At 52.3% G+C, this 18948-nt stretch carries 21 protein-coding genes and 1 pseudogene; 21 read left to right on the top strand and 1 reads right to left on the bottom strand.

What is annotated here, in order from left to right; genetic code table 11:
• Positions 1–19: 19 nt before the first annotated feature.
• The 12 genes from FED52_RS07930 (at position 20) to FED52_RS07875 (ending at position 10897) form a co-directional block, all read left to right on the top strand.
• Positions 20–220 carry a DUF2187 family protein gene (locus FED52_RS07930; RefSeq protein ID WP_138859537.1) on the top strand — a complete coding sequence of 67 codons (201 nt, stop codon included), beginning with the start codon at positions 20–22 and terminating at the stop codon, positions 218–220.
• A gap of 18 nt (positions 221–238) precedes the next feature.
• Positions 239–1429, top strand: a complete 1191-nt coding sequence (locus FED52_RS07925; protein ID WP_138859536.1) for a DUF2157 domain-containing protein — start codon at positions 239–241, stop codon at positions 1427–1429.
• Entirely contained in the window at positions 1426–1890 is a 465-nt protein-coding gene (locus tag FED52_RS07920) for a GDYXXLXY domain-containing protein (RefSeq protein WP_138859535.1), read from the top strand. The genes FED52_RS07925 and FED52_RS07920 overlap by 4 nt, the downstream gene beginning before the upstream one ends.
• A gap of 223 nt (positions 1891–2113) precedes the next feature.
• Positions 2114–2857 (top strand): 3D domain-containing protein, encoded by a 744-nt coding sequence (locus tag FED52_RS07915; RefSeq protein WP_138859534.1) that lies wholly within the window; start codon positions 2114–2116, stop codon positions 2855–2857.
• A 158-nt stretch (positions 2858–3015) separates the two neighbouring features.
• Positions 3016–3750 (top strand): ABC transporter ATP-binding protein, encoded by a 735-nt coding sequence (locus FED52_RS07910; protein ID WP_034777371.1) that lies wholly within the window; start codon positions 3016–3018, stop codon positions 3748–3750.
• The gene (locus FED52_RS07905) at positions 3743–5248 is read left to right on the top strand and encodes an ABC transporter permease/substrate-binding protein (protein WP_034777372.1); all 1506 of its coding nucleotides are present in this window, start codon (positions 3743–3745) and stop codon (positions 5246–5248) included. Before FED52_RS07910 ends, FED52_RS07905 begins: the two co-directional genes overlap by 8 nt.
• The gene (locus FED52_RS07900; protein ID WP_138859533.1) at positions 5245–6123 is read left to right on the top strand and encodes a diacylglycerol/lipid kinase family protein; all 879 of its coding nucleotides are present in this window, start codon (positions 5245–5247) and stop codon (positions 6121–6123) included. The genes FED52_RS07905 and FED52_RS07900 overlap by 4 nt, the downstream gene beginning before the upstream one ends.
• 121 nt (positions 6124–6244) lie before the next feature.
• Entirely contained in the window at positions 6245–7597 is a 1353-nt protein-coding gene (locus tag FED52_RS07895) for a sodium-dependent transporter (protein ID WP_138860312.1), read from the top strand.
• Positions 7598–7781: 184 nt separating this feature from the next.
• Positions 7782–8498 (top strand): 5-bromo-4-chloroindolyl phosphate hydrolysis family protein, encoded by a 717-nt coding sequence (locus FED52_RS07890; RefSeq protein WP_138859532.1) that lies wholly within the window; start codon positions 7782–7784, stop codon positions 8496–8498.
• The gene (locus FED52_RS07885; RefSeq protein WP_034777376.1) at positions 8482–9711 is read left to right on the top strand and encodes a toxic anion resistance protein; all 1230 of its coding nucleotides are present in this window, start codon (positions 8482–8484) and stop codon (positions 9709–9711) included. Before FED52_RS07890 ends, FED52_RS07885 begins: the two co-directional genes overlap by 17 nt.
• A gap of 53 nt (positions 9712–9764) precedes the next feature.
• A complete protein-coding gene (locus FED52_RS07880; RefSeq protein WP_138859531.1) occupies positions 9765–10340 on the top strand; it encodes a deoxycytidylate deaminase in 576 nt (191 codons plus the stop codon).
• A gap of 200 nt (positions 10341–10540) precedes the next feature.
• Positions 10541–10897 (top strand): hypothetical protein, encoded by a 357-nt coding sequence (locus FED52_RS07875; protein WP_138859530.1) that lies wholly within the window; start codon positions 10541–10543, stop codon positions 10895–10897.
• A 162-nt stretch (positions 10898–11059) separates the two neighbouring features.
• Here the strand turns inward: FED52_RS07875 and hisJ are convergent, their stop codons facing one another.
• Entirely contained in the window at positions 11060–11872 is an 813-nt protein-coding gene (gene hisJ, locus FED52_RS07870) for a histidinol-phosphatase HisJ (RefSeq protein WP_138859529.1), read from the bottom strand.
• A 109-nt stretch (positions 11873–11981) separates the two neighbouring features.
• Here hisJ and FED52_RS07865 point away from each other — a divergent pair, with 109 nt between their 5' ends.
• The 9 genes and pseudogenes from FED52_RS07865 (at position 11982) to hisIE (ending at position 18929) form a co-directional block, all read left to right on the top strand.
• Positions 11982–12905 carry an ATP phosphoribosyltransferase regulatory subunit gene (locus FED52_RS07865; protein ID WP_138859528.1) on the top strand — a complete coding sequence of 308 codons (924 nt, stop codon included), beginning with the start codon at positions 11982–11984 and terminating at the stop codon, positions 12903–12905.
• Positions 12902–13510, top strand: coding sequence for an ATP phosphoribosyltransferase (gene hisG, locus FED52_RS07860; RefSeq protein ID WP_138859527.1), 609 nt, complete (start codon positions 12902–12904; stop codon positions 13508–13510). Before FED52_RS07865 ends, hisG begins: the two co-directional genes overlap by 4 nt.
• Entirely contained in the window at positions 13507–14724 is a 1218-nt protein-coding gene (gene hisD / locus FED52_RS07855) for a histidinol dehydrogenase (protein WP_138859526.1), read from the top strand. Before hisG ends, hisD begins: the two co-directional genes overlap by 4 nt.
• A complete protein-coding gene (locus tag FED52_RS07850; protein ID WP_138859525.1) occupies positions 14721–15734 on the top strand; it encodes a pyridoxal phosphate-dependent aminotransferase in 1014 nt (337 codons plus the stop codon). The genes hisD and FED52_RS07850 overlap by 4 nt, the downstream gene beginning before the upstream one ends.
• Entirely contained in the window at positions 15721–16308 is a 588-nt protein-coding gene (hisB, locus tag FED52_RS07845; protein WP_138859524.1) for an imidazoleglycerol-phosphate dehydratase HisB, read from the top strand. Before FED52_RS07850 ends, hisB begins: the two co-directional genes overlap by 14 nt.
• On the top strand, positions 16305–16892 hold the full coding sequence (gene hisH / locus FED52_RS07840; RefSeq protein WP_138859523.1) for an imidazole glycerol phosphate synthase subunit HisH: 588 nt from the start codon (positions 16305–16307) through the stop codon (positions 16890–16892). The genes hisB and hisH overlap by 4 nt, the downstream gene beginning before the upstream one ends.
• Entirely contained in the window at positions 16870–17583 is a 714-nt protein-coding gene (gene hisA, locus FED52_RS07835; protein WP_138859522.1) for a 1-(5-phosphoribosyl)-5-[(5-phosphoribosylamino)methylideneamino]imidazole-4-carboxamide isomerase, read from the top strand. Before hisH ends, hisA begins: the two co-directional genes overlap by 23 nt.
• Complete coding sequence (hisF, locus tag FED52_RS07830) at positions 17576–18343, top strand: imidazole glycerol phosphate synthase subunit HisF (protein WP_138859521.1); 768 nt, start codon at positions 17576–17578, stop codon at positions 18341–18343. Before hisA ends, hisF begins: the two co-directional genes overlap by 8 nt.
• Positions 18292–18929 (top strand): annotated as a pseudogene (hisIE, locus tag FED52_RS14060) (bifunctional phosphoribosyl-AMP cyclohydrolase/phosphoribosyl-ATP diphosphatase HisIE). Before hisF ends, hisIE begins: the two are co-directional and overlap by 52 nt.
• The last annotated feature ends 19 nt before the right edge of the window (positions 18930–18948 follow it).

Below are 18948 nucleotides of genomic sequence, written 5' to 3'. Positions count from 1 at the left end.
AATTTAAGATTGGAAGTGAATGGTTGTGTCTGTAGAATTCGTTGTGGGTGATATCGTCAAGTCAACTCGTGAAGGTTGGGTCGCAGAAGTGACTGCCGTATTGACCAATACGGTCATCGGGGACGTTTCCATCATGGAAGAATTTCAACAGCTTGGTCTCGAATTCGAGAAGCAAGTTTTACTGAAAAAAGATTTGGAATTGATCGAACGCGCCAGCTGACCTTTTTAATCGAAAGGGATGATTCAGGTGTCCATTGACAAAAAAGTTCGTGAATGGGAAGAGGCCGGTTTACTGGATGAAGTGACCGGTCAGCGCTTGGTCGAGTATGAACATAAGAAGTTGGCGGTCGGTGACAAACGTGAGCACAAACCGCCTATTCTTGTGATTATCGGATCGATTTTGCTCGCACTTAGTCTATTCAGTTTTGTCGCGGCCAATTGGCAAGCGATTCCTGATCTTGTGAAAGTCGCCATTTTCCTCGTGTTTATGGTCGGGATGTATGTGACCGCCGAACGCCTGCAAGTGAAAGCGTCACGCTATGTCACGCTATTCCGACTGTTAGGCGTCGCCTTTTTCGTCGCCACGATGATCGTCATTTTCTCGACGTATAATCTTTCCTCGCAAATTCCGTTCTTATTCTGGTTATTCCTTGCCGTCGCCGTCATGCACAAATTGATTTTCAAACATCCGATTTTCACGTTCTTGGCCGCACTCGCTGCTTTTTTGGCAATCACGAATAGTTTTCAAGGCATCGGCATCACGTTGATTGCGTTCGGATTGATCGTGACGTGGGTCTGGTTCCATTATGGGGACAACGAGCTCGATCGCATTTTCGCCTGGTTCGGCTTCTACGGCCTATTGATCACGATTGGTCAGTACGCCGACTATGAAGGCCGCTTTTGGCCGCTATGGACACTCGCTGCGCTACACGTCTTGTTTCTCGTTTATCGGGAGCGGGCCCAATGGAACTATCTGTACCTGTTCGTCGCAGCCGTCCTATCAATCGGCTATTTGATTAATGCGACGGAAGGCTGGTTGTCGCAACGAACGCCGTCGGTCATCGAGGCGACAATCCTTTCGGTCGTCCTCGTCGCCGTCTATTTACTTCACCGACGCCAGGACTTGATGTGGGTCAGTTTACTCGCTGTCATCCCGTTCTCGTTATTCGAAGACTCCGGCATCTTGCTAGCGGTGCTACTTGAAGTGGTCGCACTCGCCTATCTCGTCTATCAAGACCACAATCGCAAACCGATCGTGCTTGCTTTCATTTATTTCTTGCTCGTCCAAATGACGATTTACTTCATTTACGTTTGGGATCGACTCGACATTTCGCTGTTCTTCCTCATCGGAGCATTGATCGTCTTCGCACTGTCGCTCGCTTTGTGGTGGCGCAGCCGTAGCCGTACGAGAGGGGATGCTCAGACATGAAACGATTGACGCCTTGGCTAGTGCCGGTTTTGCAAGTAGTGATCGCTGTCGGTTTTATTCTGCTCGTCTATGCGGTCTCCTGGTTCGGAGAGACGTATACGTTCAAAGCGACCTCCTATGAGCCGTACGATCCGTTCTTTGGAGACTTTGTCTATTTGGAATACGATTCGTTCGACGGCAGACAAGATGTCGAATCAGGGACGGTATACGTGTCGTTCAAAACGGGGGACGACGGTTATGCGACCATTGATCGGGTCAGTTCACGGCCGTTCTTCGGTGGCACTCGTGCCAATTACTATGACCGGCAAGTGTATATCGATGACATGAGTTCGTATCGGATCGCCGAAGAAGAAACGTCGGCGATCGAAGGTGCGAAAACGTTCGAAGTGGATGTCGACGTGGCACCTTGGGGCATGGTTCGCCCCCATGATTTACGCTCGATTGAAGCTGAAACAGAATGACAATCAGATTACAGATTTGTTACACGTTATGTTGTAACGAATCTGTAATTTTTTACGAAAACGGTTGGTAACACTAGGTTTATTGTAAATGTTACAGATTGTAACCAGTTCTTTCTTGATGTGTCAGAAATATTTCACTTCGTCAAAATCCCTTCTCGTGATTGAAACGACATGGTAAATTTACTCCTGTTCGTTAGATGACGAGAAAGGTGCTGACCTATTAATGCATTCCTTAAAATATATAATCGCGATTTTATTTGCCGCTGTTGGAACATTCGTGTTTGCTGCGAATGCCGATGCCGCCCAAATTGGAATCGGGACTGAACAGAAAATTGTCCAAAACCCACTTGAATTAGAACGTCAGGCCATTGAGTTGGAGCGCCAACAAGAAATCGAACGTAAGAAACGTCTTGCCGAAGAGAAACGGCTCGCTGAAGAAAAACGTTTAGCCGAAGAAAAGCGCTTGGCAGAAGAGAAAGCCAAACGTGAAGAGGCCGAGCGTGAAGCGAAAGCGAAAGCAGAACGTTTGGAAGAAGAAAAGCGCGTCGCTGCCGAAAAGGCACGACAAGAAGAAGCGAAACGCCAAGCCGCAGCAAAAACCGAGAAGAAGCAACAAGCGGCATCGAGTGCGACCGTGACACCTGTCTCGACACAAGGACGTGTCATTCAAGCCGAGTCAACGGCCTACACGAACGATGCAGCTGACAACGGTTCTTACGGGGGGCGCGTCTTGACGGCGACAGGCCATGACGTGACAGACTCGATTTATTATAACGGCATGCGTATCATCGCAGTCGACCCATCTGTCATCCCGCTCGGTACGGTCGTTCAAATCGACGGCATCGGCCAAGCGATCGCCCTTGATACAGGAGGACGCATTAAAGGGAACATCGTCGATTTACTCGTCGACACGAAGAGCGAGGCCATCAATTGGGGTCGTCGTCATATCACAATCACATTGCCATAATCTAAAGGTTCTCCTGCGGGGGAACCTTTTTTGTCTCGCCTCGTGGGTTGGCAGTCTTTCGACCGCGTCCCAGCACGTTTCATTGTTTAACAATCGTTGGAAACGGGCAAACTAATATTTGACCTTTATGAAAAGTTACGAGCCGAGGAGGGGTAGAGTTGATAGAATTCCAAAATGTATCTAAGCGTTACGAAGACGGGACGTTAGCCGTCAAAGATTTGGATTTAACAGTACGAAGAGGCGAGATTTTTGTCTTGATCGGCCCATCAGGGTGTGGCAAGACGACAACCATGAAAATGGTGAATCGACTGATCGATCATACCGACGGGAAAATTTTGATTGATGGGAAAGAGATTTACCAATTCGATATTTATGAGTTACGCCGCAATATCGGTTATGTACTTCAACAAATTGCCTTATTCCCTCATTTAACGGTCGAAGAAAATATTTCTGTCGTTCCTGAACTATTGAAGTGGCCAAAGCAAAAGACGAAAGACCGCGTGACCGAACTCATGGAAATCGCCGGATTAGATCCCGTCTTGCGGGCTAAAAAGCCGACCGAGCTATCCGGTGGACAACAGCAACGCGTTGGGGTGCTCCGTGCGCTCGCCGCCGATCCTGACGTCATCTTGATGGATGAGCCGTTCTCGGCACTCGACCCAATCAGCCGGGGCCAACTCCAAGACGATATTAAACGCTTGAACGATGAACTTGGGAAAACGATTTTGTTTGTGACCCACGACATGCAGGAAGCGATGAAACTCGGAGACCGTATCGCGTTGATGCGTGACGGCGAATTGGTCGTCGTCGGGACACCAGACGAAATCAGAGCGAGCACGGACCCGTTCGTCCTCGACTTTACACAACGCGGAAGAGGTGAGGTTGATGCTTGAGACATTCCAAAACCGACGAGGGGAACTCGTCGAGGCGCTCATCGAGCACTTGCAGCTCTCCGTCGTCTCCTTATTGATCGCGGTCTTGATTGCCGTCCCGCTCGGTATTTGGTTGACGCGCCGTAAAAAAGTGGCCGAGACCGCCATCGGTGTCACTGCCATCATTCAAACGATTCCTTCTTTGGCGCTCCTCGGACTGATGATTCCACTTGTTGGGATTGGCGCCTTGCCGGCGACGATTGCCCTCGTGTTGTACGCCTTACTCCCAATTTTACGAAACACGTTCACCGGACTGAACGAGGTCGACAAATCGCTCATCGAAGCGGCACGAGCTTGCGGCATGAAGCCGAACCAGAGCTTGATGAAAGTCGAGCTCCCGCTCGCCTTGCCAGTCATTATGGCCGGGATTCGGACGGCGATGGTTCTCATCGTCGGGACGGCGACGCTCGCTGCCCTCGTTGGAGCAGGTGGGCTCGGGACGTTGATTCTTCTAGGAATCAACCGGAATGACAACTACTTGATTTTACTCGGCGCCATCCCGGCCGCCATCCTTGCTCTTTTGTTCGATTTCCTGCTCCGACAAATGGAAGGCGCGACAGCTACGCGGAATAAGACAAAATTGATTGCTGTCTCTACCGTCTTGGCGTTAATCGTCGCGGCACCGCTCGCGCTCGGTCGCACGCAACAGACCGATCTCGTCGTCGCCGGAAAACTTGGACCAGAGCCTGAAATTTTAATGAACATGTATAAATTATTGATCGAGGAAGAGACTGATTTGACTGTTTCTGTCCGACCAAACTTTGGCGAGACGACATTCGTCTGGGGTGCGCTCCAATCTGGTGATGTCGATATTTACCCAGAATTCACAGGGACGGTACTCGCCAGTCTCGTGAAAGAGACACCGAACTCAAATGACGCTCGCGAAGTGTATGAACAGGCTCGTGATGCGCTGGCAGACGACGGCTATGCCTTGCTTGAGCCGATGCAGTTCAACAACACATATGCCATCGCCATCCCACGCGACTACGCCGAAGAGGAAGGCATCACATCGATTTCTGATTTACGAAACGTGCAAACGGACATTAAAGCCGGCTTCACGCTCGAGTTTACGGACCGGGAAGACGGATACCCTGGACTTCAGCAAGCCTACGGTCTCGACTTTCCGTCGGTCGTCTCGATGGAACAGAAACTCCGTTACCGCGCCATCGCTCGTGGTGACGTCAACCTTGTCGATGCATACGCGACGGACCCGGATATCGCCGAGAATGATTTGCTCGTCCTTGAAGATGATCAACAGTTCTTCCCGCCATATCAAGGGGCACCGTTGCTCAAGCAAGAGACATTAGACGAGCACCCTGAAATCGAGGACGCGCTCAATCAATTGGCTGGTAAAATTACAGATGAAGAAATGTCTGAACTCAACCGCCGCGTCGCGTATGGGAATGAGCGTGCTTATGACGTCGCACAAGACTTCTTGGAGCAGGAAGGTCTCCTATGAGAGCAATGATTATCTCGAATCCAACATCCGGTGCAAGTGAAACGATGCTCGGTGAGGTTGTCGGGACGGTCGAATCCTTGTATGACGAGATTCTGATTCGAAAGACGCTCGGACAAGGAGATGCTGCCCGCTTTGCCGAGGCGAGTGGGTCGTTCGAGCATTTAATCGTCATCGGTGGGGACGGGACCCTGCATGAGGTCGTGAACGGCCTCATGTCACTTCCGAAGGACGAGCGGCCGACGGTCGGCCTCGTCCCCGGTGGTACGTGCAACGACTTTGCCCGTGCGCTCGATTTACCAGTCGAACCGATTGAGGCGGCCCGGTTATTTAAGATGAGTCATGTCCAGCCCGTCGACGTCATGCGGGTCAATGATCGATATGGCCTCAATTTTATTGGGGTCGGCCTGATCGCCGACGCATCGCGACAAATCGATCCGCTCCAAAAAGAATCACTCGGATCCATCGGGTATTTTTTAGCGACAATCCGGCAGTTTCGTGAACTCGACCCGTTCGACGTCCGCATCGAGCAGGACGGAGAAGTCGTCCATGATGGGCCGATCAGTTTTTTGTACGTCGGAAACGGGGCATATCTTGGTACGGTACCGACAAAGTTACCGACCCAATCGTTCACCGACGGACTCGTCGAAGTCGTGCACAGCTCGGCCATCGGCTTTCCAATGATTCGGCAACTGCTTACGCAACAACTCGGACTCGAACATTCGTCGCCGGAGTGGGTCCATCTACAGATGTCTCAACTGACCGTCCATTTGAGCGAATCACAGATTATCGACGTCGATGGGGAACATTTTGAGGCGGACCGATTACACATCGACGTCTTGCCAAGGGAACTGACATTCCTAGTGCCATCCCACTAAAAACCAGACAGAGAAAAGAATTCAGACTTTTCTCTGTTTTTTGTTGTTCTCATTTCTGAACAGTGTTAGTATTTCACTATTATTATGAAAATAGATATGAAAACAGGAAGTAGGGATGGTAATGGCGCAAAACTCGTTCGCCTCAAAAATTGGATTCATCTTAGCGGCCGCAGGGTCAGCGATTGGTCTCGGTGCGATCTGGAAATTTCCGTATGTCACCGGCACAAGTGGAGGCGGCGCCTTTTTGCTCATGTTTTTAGCGTTTACGCTCTTACTCGGTCTCCCGTTATTGATCGGTGAGTTCATCGTCGGACGCTCGACACAAAAAACGGCACTGCTCGCATTCAAAAAATTAGGACACGGCCGTTGGACGATCGTCGGTTACCTTGGTGTCATCGCATGTTTCTTATTGCTCTCATTCTACAGTGTCATCGGTGGTTGGGTCTTAATCTATGTCGGTCTCGGCTTGAGCGGGACATTGAACGGCCGATCGCCTGACGAATTTGGTGCCGTCTTCGGAGATGTCGTCTCGTCACCAGGCATCGCCGTGTTCGGTCAATTCTTATTCTTATTGATCACGCTCTTAATCGTGCTAAAAGGCGTCGAAGCTGGAATCGAGCGGATGAGCAAGATCTTGATGCCGCTCCTGTTCTTCAGTTTCATCGTCCTCGTCATCCGCTCATTGACGCTCGACGGGGCGATGGAAGGGGTTCGCTTCTTCTTGCAGCCTGACTTCTCTGCCTTGACGGGGGAATCGGTCTTGTTCGCCCTCGGTCAAGCGTTCTTCTCGCTATCACTCGGGGTTGCGGCCATGTTGACGTATGCGTCCTACATTAAAACGAAAGGCACGCTCAATCGCTCGGCGAACATGATTGTTCTATTGAACATCGCCGTCTCGCTGTTGGCGGGTCTCGCGATTTTCCCGGCCGTGTTCGCATCAGGTCTCGACCCGGCTGAAGGCCCGGCGCTTCTCTTCGTCGTCTTGCCGGCCGTCTTCAATCAAGTCCCGCTCGGTGGTTTCTTCATGGTATTGTTCTTCTTGCTGTTCACGTTCGCCTCGATCACGTCATCGATTGCGATGCTTGAAGTCGTCGTCGCCGGTGTGACCGACCGACTGAACGAAAAGAAACAGACGATGTCGAAACGGAACGTCACACTCTTGTCAGCAGCGATCGTTTTTGCGGTCGGTATCCCTTCGGCCCTCTCGTTCGGAGTGATGAGCGAGATGCAGTTCTTGAACGGTCGTACGTTCTTCGATTCGATGGACTATATCGTCAGCTATGTCTTGATGCCGGTCGGTGCGCTCTTGACATCGATTTTCGTCGGGTATGTCGTTGATCAACGCATTCTTAAAGAAGAGATTCAAACGTCGGATGTCGGTGTGAAGCTGTATCCAGTGTGGCGCTTCCTTATTCGCTACATCATTCCGGTGACGGTCGCCGTCGTCATGGTGACAACGTGGGTCACGGTGTAACGTGACGAACTCCTCCTGATTCATTGAATCAGGAGGTTTTTTTACATTCGAGCGACCCTGACTTTTCGTTCTTGCGACCGAGAGAGCGTGCGGCGTCATTGTGCTAAGCTTATAAAGATGACGAAACTTTTTTTGAAGGGTCACGTAAGGTACAATAGAAGTATCTTGAGACGAGGTGAAACGGATGAAAACATGGATGAAATGGGCCCTGACCGGGGCGATCCTATATTTTGCCATAAACGTTTTTGATTTTTCTTGGCTGTTTATCATCGTCGGGGCGCTCGTATTAAACGAAGTGTGGTCGACCAATAAACGCCGGAAGCGGGCGCCGGCTCCTGTTGCCAAACGGGCCAAGAAGAAACTGCTGCTCGATGAAGACGAGCCGTTCGTTGGTTCGCGCATCTTGAAACCGCTTGAAGAAGCGGCACCGGTGCGTCAATTCGAGGCGACCGACGACTTAGAGCTTCAATTTTTACAGCGGACGATTGAGCAAGGCTATGAAAAGCTACAACAGATTGACCGCGTCTTGCCGGAAATCAAGGACATCGAGGTGCGGCGTGAGATGAAGGCCGTTTCGAAAGAAGCTCACGAACTGTTCGCTGAGTTGTTCGAAAATCCACAAGACGTGAAACATGTGCGTGACTTGTTCACGTTCTATTTGGATTCACTCGTGTCGGTCGTATTGAAATTCAAAGAACTAGAAGGAAAACGCGTCGTCATTCAAGAAGAGACACGTGAACAGCTGATCACCAATATGCGACTCATCGTCGACAAGTTCAAACAGCAACGCAGCCGTCTCTTAGAAGACGATGCGGTCGACTTTGAACGAGAGTTGATCATGATGGAAAAGGTATTGGCCGATCAACCAGAAGGGAGAAAAAAACATGACTTCATCGAATGAAACGAACTGGCAGTCATGGCCAGAAGAAGAGCTCACTTCACAGACGAAAACGAAGACGGAAACCGATGCGATTTCGGACCCGTCCGTGGACTGGTCATCTATGACAGAGAAACATGAGGTGCCGGCGATTCAAGTGAATCCAGATGTCCCGCAGGAACACCGGGAACGGATCACGCGCATCGCCGAGTCGATCGATATTAAAAAGACAGATTCCGTCATGTTGTTCGGATCAAACGTGCAACGCGAACTGTCGCAATTCTCGGACCAAATCTTGACCGAGGTCCGGATGAAGGATGGCGGTGACGCCGGAAAGCTATTGTCTGACTTGATGCAGAACGTACGCAAGATGGACCCGGACATGTTGCAGCCAGAGAAGAAGAGTTTTATGGACAACTTGCCGCTCATCGGACGGGCCAAGAAGAAAGCCGAGAACTACAAACTCCAGTTTGAAAAGATGAGCGTCTATTTAGAAGAAGTCATCCATAATCTAGACCGGGCCAAGTTCGGTTTGATGAAGGACATCACGATGCTCGATCAGATGTACGATAAGAACAAGCGTTATTTTGAAGAGCTTAACGTTTATATCGCTGCCGGTGAGACGAAACTTGACCACGTGCGCAGCTATGAGATCGCCCCGCTCCGTCAAGAAGTGGAGATGTCGAAAGACCAGGTCAAACTTCAACAGTTGAACGACATGATTCAACTCGCGGACCGATTCGAGAAAAAATTGCACGATTTGAAACTGAGCCGGACAATCAGTCTGCAGATGGCACCGCAAATCCGGGTCATCCAACAGAACAACCAGATTCTAGCCGAGAAAATCGAGTCGGCGGTCGTCAATACGATTCCACTCTGGAAAAACCAAGTCGTGCTCGCGCTCAGCTTGACACGACAAAAGACGGCGCTCCGCATGCAGCAAGACGTCACGAAGACGACGAACACGTTGCTCGAGCAGAACTCGAAGATGTTGAAAGACTCATCGATCGAGATCGCCACAGAGAACGAGAAAGGCATCGTTTCGGTCGAATCGCTCAAAGTGGCGCACGAGAACTTGCTCTCGACGCTCGACGAGACGCTCCGCATTCAACAAGAAGGACGTCAGAAGCGCCGTGAGGCCGAACGTGAACTCGATCGCATGGAGCACGAGTTGAAAGAAAAAGTTATCGAGATTGCTTCAAAAAACAAAGAGTTGCCAAAAGAGACTGGATATTGAACGAGGAAAGTCTGAGCTCTCAGACTTTCCTTTTCTTTAAGGAGGATAAGAAAATGGAAAAACAACGGCTATGGGATGAGACGTGGTTGCGGTTCGCTGATATGATGGCGGTACGCCATTCGAAATGCGCCTCGAAAAGTGTCGCTTGCGTCATCGTCAAAGATGAGAAGCCGATCTCGATTGGGCTCAATGGGACGCCACCCGGGCATACGAACTGCAATGAGATCTTTTTAAAACGGGAAGACGGTTTTTATAAACGGGCCGAGTACGTGTCAGAAGATGCGGTCGATTTGCTCGAGGCACCGGTTTCATTCATCCATGAGGGTGTGACATTTATTAGATGTTCGGACCCATACGACCACCATAATTGGTCGAAGCAACATGAAATCCACGCCGAAATCAACGCGATCGGTAAGCTCGCCGCGGATTCGACGAACGCCTTCGGGGCGACAGCCTATGTGACCCACTCACCATGTCATGCCTGTTCGCTCGCTTTGATCGCATCACGCGTAGCCCGTGTCGTCTATGCGGTCGGCTATGAGCACGGTGACGGCCTCGATTTGATGCGTGAAAGCGGGATTGACGTGGTACATATGCCACTCGAAAAAAGTTTCAAAAACACATTGTAAACGTTTACATTCGATGTTATATTATTAATGTACTGCCAATGGTGTTTTACTCTTCCATTATTCGTCTCTCCTCGGAGGGACCTTTTTTTATGGCTAAGCACAGGTGAGACAAAGTTTACACATAATGTTCAATATTTCACAATCTTTTCGTGGGTTTCTTTCTTATAATGAAAGTAGATTAACGAGAGGGGAAATGTTACATGGAAAAACAAGTTCGTTTCACAGATGGTGCCTATGATGTGGAAGCGTTGATCACACTCGAAGAAGTGTGGGAAGATAAATTTGCCATCGGGACGCATAAAGAGCTCGCCGTTAAGTCATTAAAGATCAACGGAAATGAGGTTTCGGAGTTGAAGCACGTTCGGGCGTTGCTTCGCTACTATCCGACGCTCGGTGTCTCGGGCATCTTGTTAGCGCTCGATGGTGCCGCAGCTGAGATCGTCGCCTTGTCAGGGGATGCGGATCCGGCGCTCCGGTTTGTTGAACTCGTTGCGTTACAAATGGACGAGGCGGCGACGGAAGAGTTGAAAGACCTATACGCCGAGATGGCGGTCTAACTTTGTAAGGATGACACCCACGTCATCCTTTTTTCATTTTCGGGTTGCAATGCGAGTTCAGTATGGTATTATTGTCAATAGATGAAGAAATGGAACGCCATATCGTTATCGACAACCAGAAATGGGGATCTAGATAGCTAGATCGCTGTGAAAAAGCCACGTTCATAGGAACGTGGCTTTTTTTTGTATAATTTCGAACCCGGCGCCGACATCAAAGGCGATATGGGCGTCTGAACCGAGCACGAACGGGATGCCGAGTGCGGCCGCCTCGGACGCGACGTCAATGGCGTAAGGTTGGCCGCAATCGGGCTTGCGGAGACCGGCCGTATTCAAATCGAGACCGAAACCGCGTGTAGCGATCGTTTGTAGCAAGCGCGTCTGTTCGTCCTGCACGTTCGAGCGGTCCCACGTGTAATTGTGTTGATATTTAATCGGTAAGTCGATATGTCCGATGCGGTCCACTTTCAAGCGCTCCCAAGGGAATGCGAGGCTGGTAGCGAGCGCCGTGTAGTATTGTTTCATCACGGCCTCGAACGAGCCGACACGTTCGACGAGCACATCAAACGTGTCGGCCGAGAAGTCGATAGGCAGGAGCTCGTCGTCGACGAGGAGAAAGTGTTGGGACAAGATTGCTTCGTCTAGTACGTCGGCATATGGCTCGAGCAACGCCAGCGTCTCGGACTCATATCCGGGCAAATAGTCGATCTCCAAACCGATGCGGAGATCAAGTTCGGGATACGACCGCTTCAACGTCTGCAAAGCTTCTATATAACGCGGGAGCAAATCGAGCGCCATCGCTGAATCTTGTTCTGGCGTCGGGTCCTGAAACCGGGTCGGGAGCGGCGCATGCTCTGTGAACGTGAGCGTCTTGATTCCTTGGTTCAAGGCGCGCTTTACATACGCTTCGAGCGAATCGGATGAACCATGCGGACAAAATGGAGTGTGAAGGTGACCATCACGGGTAAAGTCAATCATCAGTCGACATTCCTTTCGAGTTCGCCGGTTGACAGCAACGGCTTGGTTTGATAAATTTAACACACTACTTTAGTTTGGTAAAGTGATAATAAGATAAAGGGTGATATTGATGATCTGGTTCAATACAAAAGGATCCATCCCGGAAGGATGGCACGAATTGCAAGGGGAAGACGTTCTGCGTCCGAAGCAGTGGATGTTGTCATTTTTAGAGCGAGCCGAGTCAAATGGCTACAGTGTCATTGAGCCGCCGCTCGTGGAATATTATTCGCACTATCAAGACTTGGCCTTGTTCGATGAGTCGGCCTATTATCGTCTGTTCGGGAATGACGGCGAGTTGCTCGTCATGCGTCCGGACTATACGTTGCAAATCGCTCGGAAGCTCGCCGATGGTCATGAACCGATGCGGGTCGCCTATGCCGGTGCCGTCTATCGGCGTACCCCGAAACATTCGGGTCAGCCGCATGAGCGTCAACAGCTCGGGCTTGAATGGATTGACGGGGACGCTCCCGATATGGAGTTGATCGCGTCATTCCTCAGTATGACTGAGCGGGTGTTGCCGCAAGACGGGCTTCGGATTCAAGTCGGTTCGGCTGCCTTGGTCGCCGCCGTGGCGGATGAGGCCGGCATCCCTGAGCGGACGCTCCGTCAATATTTGGCGCTCCGTAACTTGGAATCACTCCGTGACCTCGCGGATATGTATCAATACCCGTTAATCGCGAAGCTACCGTTCTTAATCGGTGATTCGGCACTCGCTGAACTACGAGAAGTCGCCGAGCCAGGATTGACGGCTGCGATCAATGAAGTCGAGCGGGCGGTCGAACATTTACGCGCCATCGGTTTGAACGTATCGTACGACTTTGGACAGACCGGCGATTTTGATTATTATTCAGGACTGACGGTGACAGGAAGCATCGACGGACGGCGCGTCCTCTCGGGCGGTCGCTATGATTCGCTATACGGACATTTCGGCCAATCGCGACGGGCGTTCGGATTGTCGCTTGATTTAGAACAGTTAGGTGAGGTGATTTTATGAAAGTGGCCATCGCGAAAGGACGCATTGAAAAAGCGGCCCGAGACTATTTCGAACAAGTCGGATTAACCGTCTGGCCCGAAAAACGCGGCCGGGAACTGACTGTCGAAGTCGACGGGCATGAGTTCATCTTCGTCAAAGGGGATGACGTCTATAAATATGTCATGCACGGCGCGGCTGATGTCGGCGTCGTCGGAGGCGACATCTTGCGAGAGAAGACGCCTGGCGTTCTCGAAGTCGTCGATTTGCCGTTCGGCCGTTGCCGGATGGCGGTCTGTGGACCGAAAGAATGGAAAAATGGGACGAAAAAATTGAAAGTCGCGAGCAAGTATCCGAATATCGCCATCTCTCACTTCGCTTCGAAGCGACAGAACGTTGAAGTGATTGCGTTGAACGGTTCGGTCGAACTCGCACCGCTCACGGGACTCGCCGATTGCATCGTCGATATCGTCGAGACGGGGGCGACGCTTCGTGCGAACGACCTCGAGGAATACGAAACGATTTTCACGGTGAACGCCAAGTTCATCACGAGTGAGACGGCGCTCGCCAACGATCCTGATGAATTGAAGGCCTGGATTCGTCGTTTAAGCAAGGAGGAAGCGAAATGAGCACGGAAACGAATCGGAGCCGGCGTGAAAGCTGGGCGGAAGCAGTTAAGCCAATTCTCGAGGCCGTGGAGTTGAACGGAGATGAAGCGCTCCTAGAGTTTACAAAGAAATTTGACGGTGTCGATGTAATCGAAACGGTCGACTTGACAGCCTTCACGCCACCTGAAGCTTACGGGGAGTTGACCGAGGCGTTGATGCTCGCCGCCGAACGCATTCGCACGTTCCACGAGCGTCAGCGTCGTCAAGACGACGCGTATGAAGATGGCATGTTCAGACTCGGACGTCGCTTCATGCCGCTCGACTCGGTCGGCGTGTACGTACCGGGTGGGACGGCCGTCTATCCCTCGAGCGTCTTGATGAACATCATCCCGGCGAAAGTGGCCGGTGTGAAACGGATCGTCATGGTGACGCCGCCAAAACCAGATGGCATCGACTTGTCGCTATTGATTGCGGCAAAAATCGCAGGGGCAGATGAGTGTCATCTGGTCGGCGGGGCACAAGCCGTGGCCGCGCTTGCGTTTGGCACCGAGACGATCAAACCGGTCGACAAGATTGTCGGACCTGGTAACGCCTATGTCGCGACCGCGAAGTCGCTCGTCTCTCACATCGTCGGCATCGACTCGGTCGCTGGGCCGTCTGAAGTACTCATCATCGCCGATGAGACGGCCAATCCGAAATGGGTCGCCGCCGACTTGCTCGCCCAAGCCGAACATGACGTCGAAGCGACGGCACTCGCTCTCGTCACGTCAGTCGAGTTGGCCGAACGGATCGAACAGGAATTGGCACGCCAGCTGGCCGAGCTACCACGCCGTGACATTGCGGTCGAGGCATTGAAACGAGGCGGGGTACGCATCATGTCGAGCGAACGTGCAATCGAAGTCGCCAACGAGATGGCAGCCGAGCACGTGCAACTTGCCGTCTCCGACCCGGAAACCTATATGCAAGCCATCCGTCACGGTGGTTCGTTCTTCCTCGGTCATGAAGCCGCGGAAGCGTTTGGCGATTACATCGCTGGACCAAACCACGTCTTGCCGACGAGCGGGACGGCCCGCTTCTCGAGCGGCCTCTCGGTCGATGATTTTTACCGGAGACAGACGTTCCTTCAGATGACGGAGCTCGATGAACGTGTCACACGCGCTGCGATTCGCATCGCACAACAAGAACAACTTGACGGCCACGCCCGAGCGATGGCGGTTCGATTGGAGGACGTATGAGACAGAACTATGAGACGATTCCCCGCTACGTCCCGCAGGCGGTCAAAGGACATGCGTTGAATCAAAACGAGAGCCAATATGAGTTCCCAGAGCGGTTAAAGACGGCAATCCGAGAGCTTCCGCTCGATTTGAGCCATTATCCGGTCGATGAGTTGGCAGCGCTGAAACAAAGTTATGCGACATATGCTGGTGTGGATCCGCAACAACTCATGGTCGGGAGCGGCAGTGACGAACTGCTAGCCATTTTATGTCAGGCAATCCTTGACGCCGATGACGTCGTCGCCGCCCCGATTCCCGATTTTTCGATGTACGGCATTTATACGCATATCGCTCGCGGGAATTTTGTGCAGCCGGATGCGGACGGATTGTCGATTCAATCATTGCTCGAGACGATCGAGGCGGAACGGCCGAAACTTGTGCTCGTGTCGAACCCGAACAATCCGACGGGAAAGATGTGGTCACTCGATGAACTCGAAACGGTCGCCAGCCGTGTTCCATATCTCGTCGTGGACGAGGCATATATCGATTTCACGATGGAAGATTCATTCAAAGACCGACTCGCGGACCACGCGAACGTCATCATTCTCCGTACGTTATCGAAAGCGTTCGGACTCGCGAATCTGCGCATCGGTTTCATGATTGCCGACGAGCGCTTAATCGAGAAGATTGACCGGTTCCGTTCGCCATTCAACGTGAGCGGGCTGAGTGCGGCCGTGGCGACGGTCGTGTTGAACGACTCCGAATATATCGAGGAGTCGATCAACTTCCATCAAACGCAGCGACAAAAGCTTGAAACGTTGCTCGCACCGATTGGAAACGTCTTACCGAGCCGTGCCAATTTCCTATACGTCAAAACACCGGACAGCGAAGCTTGGGCCGCCCGTTTCTTAGAAAAGGATGTCCATGTTCGCGCGTTCGCAGACGGGATTCGTGTCAGTGCCGGCACGGACGAGGCGTACCGCTTGCTTCAACAAACGATAGAAGAGGTGACTTCACTTGAGAACAGCTGAGACGAAACGAGAGACAAAAGAGACGAACATCGAGCTCAAGCTTGATTTGAATGGGACAGGACAAAGTGACATCAAGACAGGTGTCGGCTTCTTTGACCATATGCTGACACTGTTCGCGTTCCACAGCCAAATCGATTTGACGGTCCATGTCGAAGGGGATACGTGGGTCGACGCCCACCATACGGTCGAAGACGTCGGGATCACCCTTGGGCAGATAATCAATCAAGCGCTCGGCGACAAAGTCGGCATTCGCCGCTATGGCACGAGTTATTTGCCGATGGACGAGACGCTCGCGCGTGCCGTCGTTGACGTATCGGGCCGTCCGTTCCTCGTCTACCGCGCCGATATCAAAAATCCGAAACTCGGAGACTTTGATACCGAGCTCGCCGAAGAGTTTTTCCGGGCCGTGGCGATGAACGCCCGGTTGACACTGCACCTAGAGGTCCTCTACGGGTCGAACTCGCACCACATGATTGAAGGGTTGTTCAAGGCGTTCGGTCGCGCCCTCGCCGAGGCGATTGGGCAAGACGGGTCGAATCGGCTCCCGTCGACGAAAGGACTGATCGAAGGATGAAAATCGCGGTCATCGATTATGGAATGGGTAACGTGTTCAACGTCGAACGGGCACTCCAAGCTATCGGCTGTTACGTCACCATCACGAACAATCCCGTCGAAATCGAGGCGGCGGACGCCATCTTGCTACCTGGTGTCGGGGCGTTCCCGCAGGCGATGCAATCGCTGAACGAGACGGGTCTGATTCCGCTGTTGAAACGGTCGGCACAGGAAAAACCGTTCCTTGGCATCTGTCTCGGCATGCAACTCTTATTCGAGTCGAGCACGGAAGGCGTGCCGACGGAGGGACTCGGTTTGATTGAAGGGCGCGTCGAGCGGATGCGGGCGAAACGTCTGCCACACGTCGGATGGAACTCGATTTTGCGCGACGAGGACGTCTATTTCGTCCACTCGTATCACGTCGTGACTGATCCAGTCCACGTCGTCGCGTCTGCCGATTATATGGGTGAAACCGTGCCAGCCATCGTGCAAAAAGGACTCGTCACGGGGATGCAGTTTCATCCCGAGAAGAGCGGCGCGTTCGGATTACGTTTATTGACAGAATGGAAGGAGGCGGTCGAACGTGAGATTACTACCGGCCATTGATTTGATTGACGGAAAAATCGTCCGCTTGACGGAAGGCGATTTCAATACAGAAGAACAGTATGGCGACCCATACGAAAAATTGAAGGAATGGCAAGGGCGCGTTCCGATGCTTCACTTGATTGATCTCGAAGGGGCGAAAGCCGGCGAACCGAGACATCTTGATGTCGTCCGATTCGCCAAATCGTGCGGCTTCTTCGTCCAGACCGGCGGAGGCATCCGTTCCGAGGAAGCGCTCGATGCGGTCATGGCGACCGGCGTCGACCGTGTCTTGCTTGGGACAAAGGCGTTCACAGACCCGGATTTCTTGGACCGGGCGCTCGCGAAGTACGGTGATCGTGTCGCCGTCGCCCTCGACGCCTATGATGGCATCGTCGCCGTCAACGGATGGCAACAAGCGACCGACTTAAAAGATATCGATGCCGCGAAAGAACTCGTCGACCGTGGGGTCAAGACGATTCTCTATACGGATATCGGTTCGGACGGGAAATTGAACGGACCGAACCTCGAGCGGATGAAGGCGCTCCGTGATGCTGTTTCAGTCACGATCATCGCCTCGGGTGGCGTGACGACCGAGGCTGACGTCGAGGCGCTTCAAGCGGCCGGCATCGACGAGGCGGTCGTCGGGAAGGCACTACTCTCCGGACAAGTCAGTCTTGATGACTTGATCGAGTGGGAGGCGCGCCATGCTTAAACGTCGCATCATTCCGTGTCTTGATGTCAAAGACGGTCGTGTCGTCAAAGGGATCGAGTTTGTCGCGTTACGTGACATCGGCGACCCGGTCGAGATTGCCAAGTATTATGACGCCTCCGGTGCGGATGAGCTCGTGTTTCTCGATATCACTGCGAGTACGGAACGCCGGCAGACGATGCTTGACGTCGTCAGTGCCGTCGCCCGGAAAGTGTTCATCCCGCTCACGGTCGGCGGCGGTATTCGGTCGCTTGAGGATATTTCCTCGCTCTTAAAAGCTGGGGCCGATAAAGTGTCGCTCAACACGCTCGCCGTCGAATCACCCGATTTGATCAAACGAGCGGCCGAACGGTTCGGGTCACAATGTATCGTCATCGCCATCGACGTCAAGTTCGAAGACGACGAGTACTTTGTCTATACGTATGGCGGGAAGAACCGGACCGAGTTGCGGGCCGTCGATTGGGCAAAGCAAGTGGCCGCACTTGGGGCGGGTGAACTGCTCGTCACGTCGATGAATCAGGACGGAAAGCAGAGCGGCTACGATTTGCGAATCCTTGATTTGCTCCGGGACGCCGTCGATATCCCGATTATCGCCTCTGGCGGTGCCGGGAACGCGAATCACGTCGTCGACGCGCTCGAGAAGGTCGATGCGGCGCTACTCGCCTCGATTTTGCATGACCGGAAAACGACAGTGGAAGAGGTGAAACACGTATGCAGCGAGCACAACTTGCCGATGCGGTTCGTTACGACGAAAACGGATTGATTCCAGCCATCATCGTGTCGACAGAGGACGACGCCGTCCTCATGTTAGGCTACATGAACGAGGAGGCGATTCAGAAGACGCTCGAGACGAACACGGTCACGTTCTGGTCACGTTCGAAAGGGAGACTCTGGATGAAAGGGGAGTCGAGCGGAAATACGCTCGAACTCGAGAGCATCCACGTCGATTGCGATCAAGACGCGTTGTTGGTCCGTGTCCGTGCCAATGGGCCGACGTGCCATACGGGAAATCGAAGCTGCTTTTTCACGGAGGTGGAAGGATGATTCACGAATTAGAGAAGTTGATTCAAGAACGACAGGCGTCACCGAAAGAAGGGTCGTATACATCTTATTTATTCGACCAAGGTGTCGACAAGATTGCCAAGAAGTTTGGGGAAGAGTCGTTCGAGGTCGTCATCGCGGCGCTGAACGATGAAGATTTGGTCGAAGAGTCGGCCGATCTCTTGTACCACCTGCTCGTCTTGCTCGCCGCCAAAGGCGTGTCATTACAAGACGTTGAGGCGCTCCTCGCCAAACGGCACGGGACGACGACTCCGGCGAAACCACGCCGAGACGTCACCGACTGGTAACACAAAAAGGAACGAAGCC

It is taken from the genome of Exiguobacterium mexicanum (genome assembly GCF_005960665.1).
GTDB lineage: Bacteria > Bacillota > Bacilli > Exiguobacteriales > Exiguobacteriaceae > Exiguobacterium > Exiguobacterium mexicanum_A.
The sequence above is the reverse complement of the archived record's forward strand: the minus strand, read 5'-3'. Positions and strand labels throughout refer to the sequence as shown.

What these genes read in the sequence shown, in the direction of transcription:
- FED52_RS07930 (WP_138859537.1), top strand. Translation starts at nt 20, where the DNA reads ATGGTTGTGTCTGTAGAATTCGTTGTGGGTGATATCGTCAAGTCAACT.
- FED52_RS07925 (WP_138859536.1), top strand. Translation starts at nt 239, where the DNA reads ATGATTCAGGTGTCCATTGACAAAAAAGTTCGTGAATGGGAAGAGGCC.
- FED52_RS07920 (WP_138859535.1), top strand. Translation starts at nt 1,426, where the DNA reads ATGAAACGATTGACGCCTTGGCTAGTGCCGGTTTTGCAAGTAGTGATC.
- FED52_RS07915 (WP_138859534.1), top strand. Translation starts at nt 2,114, where the DNA reads ATGCATTCCTTAAAATATATAATCGCGATTTTATTTGCCGCTGTTGGA.
- FED52_RS07905 (WP_034777372.1), top strand. Translation starts at nt 3,743, where the DNA reads ATGCTTGAGACATTCCAAAACCGACGAGGGGAACTCGTCGAGGCGCTC.
- FED52_RS07900 (WP_138859533.1), top strand. Translation starts at nt 5,245, where the DNA reads ATGAGAGCAATGATTATCTCGAATCCAACATCCGGTGCAAGTGAAACG.
- FED52_RS07895 (WP_138860312.1), top strand. Translation starts at nt 6,245, where the DNA reads ATGGCGCAAAACTCGTTCGCCTCAAAAATTGGATTCATCTTAGCGGCC.
- FED52_RS07890 (WP_138859532.1), top strand. Translation starts at nt 7,782, where the DNA reads ATGAAAACATGGATGAAATGGGCCCTGACCGGGGCGATCCTATATTTT.
- FED52_RS07885 (WP_034777376.1), top strand. Translation starts at nt 8,482, where the DNA reads ATGACTTCATCGAATGAAACGAACTGGCAGTCATGGCCAGAAGAAGAG.
- FED52_RS07880 (WP_138859531.1), top strand. Translation starts at nt 9,765, where the DNA reads ATGGAAAAACAACGGCTATGGGATGAGACGTGGTTGCGGTTCGCTGAT.
- FED52_RS07875 (WP_138859530.1), top strand. Translation starts at nt 10,541, where the DNA reads ATGGAAAAACAAGTTCGTTTCACAGATGGTGCCTATGATGTGGAAGCG.
- hisJ (WP_138859529.1), bottom strand. Translation starts at nt 11,872, where the DNA reads ATGATTGACTTTACCCGTGATGGTCACCTTCACACTCCATTTTGTCCG.
- FED52_RS07865 (WP_138859528.1), top strand. Translation starts at nt 11,982, where the DNA reads ATGATCTGGTTCAATACAAAAGGATCCATCCCGGAAGGATGGCACGAA.
- hisG (WP_138859527.1), top strand. Translation starts at nt 12,902, where the DNA reads ATGAAAGTGGCCATCGCGAAAGGACGCATTGAAAAAGCGGCCCGAGAC.
- hisD (WP_138859526.1), top strand. Translation starts at nt 13,507, where the DNA reads ATGAGCACGGAAACGAATCGGAGCCGGCGTGAAAGCTGGGCGGAAGCA.
- FED52_RS07850 (WP_138859525.1), top strand. Translation starts at nt 14,721, where the DNA reads ATGAGACAGAACTATGAGACGATTCCCCGCTACGTCCCGCAGGCGGTC.
- hisH (WP_138859523.1), top strand. Translation starts at nt 16,305, where the DNA reads ATGAAAATCGCGGTCATCGATTATGGAATGGGTAACGTGTTCAACGTC.
- hisF (WP_138859521.1), top strand. Translation starts at nt 17,576, where the DNA reads ATGCTTAAACGTCGCATCATTCCGTGTCTTGATGTCAAAGACGGTCGT.